The organism is Rhizobacter sp. P3_B12 (assembly GCF_056402895.1).
This window is the reverse complement of sequence record NZ_JBFUGN010000671.1, coordinates 1-3,431: the sequence shown is the minus strand read 5'-3', so window position 1 is coordinate 3,431 and position 3,431 is coordinate 1. Positions and strand designations below refer to the sequence as shown.

At 74.1% G+C, this 3,431-nt stretch carries 3 protein-coding genes; all 3 read right to left on the bottom strand.

Annotation, left to right across the window (positions count from 1 at the left end; translation table 11 throughout):
• A partial coding sequence (locus AC1D01_RS25885) for a cbb3-type cytochrome c oxidase subunit I (RefSeq protein ID WP_477871461.1) occupies window positions 1-2,183 on the bottom strand: 2,183 nt, incomplete at its 3' end.
• Window positions 2,180-3,133, bottom strand: coding sequence for a cytochrome c oxidase subunit II (gene coxB / locus AC1D01_RS25880; RefSeq protein WP_477871459.1), 954 nt, complete (start codon window positions 3,131-3,133; stop codon window positions 2,180-2,182). The genes coxB and AC1D01_RS25885, both read right to left, overlap by 4 nt.
• A partial coding sequence (locus AC1D01_RS25875; protein WP_477871457.1) for a c-type cytochrome occupies window positions 3,130-3,431 on the bottom strand: 302 nt, incomplete at its 5' end. The genes AC1D01_RS25875 and coxB, both read right to left, overlap by 4 nt.

The window sequence follows — 3,431 nt, the reverse complement described above, 5'->3', positions numbered from 1 at the left end:
GCGTGCCGCAGCCCGCGACCGCTCCACGCCAGCAGCGCGGCGCTCAGCGCCAGGCCGGCGGCCACGCCCGCCACGCTTGGCCAGCCCGGCAGCGCCGCGCCGGGTGGCGGGCACACGTCCAGGCGCATCGCCAGGTGCAGGTGCGCGAACGCCATCRACGCCAGCACCGTGAAGTCGACCACCAGCAGGATGACCGCGGCCCACCACGAGTGCGAACCGCCCCGCACCGCGCCCACCGGCACCACGACACCGTCRCCGACCTGCGCGTGCGTCGGCCGCCCGGGCGCGGGCCGGTCGGCCTGGTCCAGCCAGCGCCACACGCACACCACCGCGAGCAGGCCGAAGGCGAACGCGCTCGCGACCCATTGCACCGTCAGCAGCAGGAAGAACGCCGCGGTGCCCAGCGCCGCCAGCAGCGGCAGCCAGCTCGGCCCGGGCAGCACGATCAGGTGGCGCAGCTCGGCCCGGCGCGGGCTGGTGACCAGGGTTTCGCGCTGGCCGGTGACGGTGCCGGGCAGCCAGTGCCGGCCGGCTTCGACCTCGTGGGCCAGCCCCGGCTGCTCCCACAGCGGCCACGCCGAGCGCACCTGCGCGATGCTGCGCATGCCGTGTTCGTTCGATTCGATCCATTCCAGCGACGGCGACTGCCACGGATCGCCATGCGGCTGCCCGCGCCGGCACGCGGTGCGCACCAGGTCGATCGCGAGCAGCAGCACACCGCCGCCAAGCACCGCTGCACCGGCCGACGACAGCAGGTTGGGCCACTCCCAGCCGAGGCCCGGGTCGTAGGTGTAGACGCGCCGCGGCATGCCCAGCAGGCCGGCGATGTGCATCGGGAAGAAGCACAGGTGAAAGCCGCCGAACACCAGCGCGAACACCCAGCGGCCGCAGCGCTCGCTCAGGCGGTGGCCGTTCACCAGCGGCATCCAGTGGTAGAGCGCCGCGAACACCGGGAACACCATGCCGCCGATCAGCACGTAGTGCAGGTGGGCGACGACGAAATAGCTGTCGTGCGCCTGCCAGTCGAACGGCAGCACCGCGACCATCACGCCGGTCAGCCCGCCCAGCACGAAGGTGGCCAGGAAGCCCAGGATGAAGAGCGTCGGCGTGTCGGCCCGCACGCGGCCGTGCCACAGCGTCGCGATCCACGCGAACACCTGCGTCGCCGACGGCACCGCCACCGCCAGGCTCGCCGCCGACACCAGGGTCAGCGCCAGCGAGCCCAGGCCGGCGGTGAACATGTGGTGGGCCCACAGCGCAAAGCTGAGCAGCCCCACTGCGGCGAGCGCCGCGACGATCGCACGCCGCCCGGCCAGCGGCTGCTGCACCAGCGCCGGCAGCATCGCCGAGACCATGCCGGCGGCTGGCAGGAAGATGATGTAGACCTCCGGGTGCCCGAAGAACCAGAACAGGTGCTGCCACAGCAGCGGGTCGCCGCCGCGCGCCGCGTCGAACAGCGGCCAGTCGAAGGCGCGCTCCAGCTCCAGCAGCGCGGTGCCGGCGATCACCGCCGGGAACGCGAAGACGATCATGAAGCCGACCACCAGCATCGCCCATGCGAACACCGGCAGGCGCGCCAGCGTGAGCCCGGGCGCGCGCGTCATCAGGATGCCGATGATCAGCTCGACCGCGCCGGCGATCGCCGAGATCTCGATGAAGCCGATGCCGAGCAGCCAGAAATCGGCGTTCAGGCCCGGCGAGTGCACGCGGCCGGTCAGCGGCGGGTTCATGAACCATCCGCCGTCCGGCGCCAGCCCGGCGAACAGCGTGCAGAAGAAGGCGAGGCCGCCGACCGCATAGGCCCAGAACGCATAGGCCGACAGGCGCGGGAACGGCAGGTCGCGCGCGCCCAGCATGTTCGGCAGCAGGAAGACCGCGATCGCCTCGACGATCGGCACCGCGAACAGGAACATCATCACCGTGCCGTGCATCGTGAACACCTGGTTGTAGGTGCCCGGCCCGAGCAGCGTGCTGCCGGGCAGCGCGAGCTGCGCGCGCATCAGCAGCCCCAGCGCGCCGGCCAGCAGCAGGAACAGCAGCGCGGTGGCGATGTAGAGCTTGCCGATGAAGGTGTTGTTGACATCGCTGAGCCGGCGCCAGCCGGTCGGCGGCCGCCACGCGTGTTCGAGCCGCTGCAGCTCGTGCGCGGGCCGCGGCAGGCGGTTGGGCAGCGGCTTGCTCATCGCAGCGTGCGCAGGTAGGCCACCAGCGCGTCCAGCGTGGCGGCGTCGAGCTGCGCGTACGAGGGCATCCCGGCGCCGGGCTTGATCGCCTGCACGTCGGCGATCCAGCGCCGCAGCGCGGCGGCATCGTTGGGCAGCAGCCCGGCGCCCAGGTGCGTGCGGTCYGCCAGCTGCGCGAGGTTCGGACCGAAGTTCGGGCCGGAACCCCGGCCGCCCGGCGTGGCCTCGACGGCATGGCAGGCCGCGCAGCCGTGCGCGACGAAGGCGCGCCGCCCCGGCGTGTCGTCGCCCGCCCGTGTGTCACCGGGCGCCGGGCCGGCGGCCTGCGCCGCCAGCCAGCGGTCGAACTCCGGCGCCGGCATCGCGCGCACGTGCAGCGCCATCTTCGCGTGCTGCTCGCCGCAGAACTCGGCGCACTGGCCGCGGTAGAGGCCGGGCCGCGTGGCGGTGATCACGAGCCGGTTCGTGCGGCCGGGCACCAGGTCCATCTTGCCGCCGAGTTCGGGCACCCACAGGCTGTGGATCACGTCGTCCGATCGCAGGCCGAGCTGCACCGGCCGGCCCACCGGGATGCGCAGCTCGTTGGCCGACAGCACGCTGCGCCCGCTGGCCGGATCGCGGTAGCTGAGCTCCCACCACCACAGCCGCCCGGTCACCGCGACCACCAGCGGCGGGTTCGCCAGGCCCCGCTCCAGCCCCGCGGTGCGCGCCGTGCTGTACAGCAGCAGCGCGCCCAGCACCGACACCGGCAGCACGACGCCGCCGCCCAGCACCCACCAGCGGCTCGGCCGCTCGCGCCGGCTGCGCGCGCGCAGCGCCAGTGCCAGCAGCGCCAGCGTGCCGATGAACAGCAGCGTGGCGCCGATGATCAGCACCCAGGCCACCTCGGCCAGCGCCGCCGCTTCGAGGCCGGCCGGCGCGAGTACCGAGGGCGCGCCGGCCGCGTTCATCGCAGCGACAGCAGGTAGGCCGCGATGTCGCGCGCCTCGGCGGGCGGCACGCCCAGGTCGGGCATCGGGCTGCCGGGGCGCAGGGCCTGCGGGCTCTCGATCCAGCGCGGCAAGGTGGCCGGCCCGTTCGGGATCGCGCCGGCGATGTAGCTGCGCGCGCCGAACTGCGCCAGCGACGGCGCGCTGCGCCCGCCGGCGGCGGGCAGGTCCGGGATCACGTGGCAGCGACCGCACTGGTGCTGCGCGGCCAGCTGGCGGCCGCGCACCGGATCGGCGCCCGGCAGCTGCGCGTAGGCCC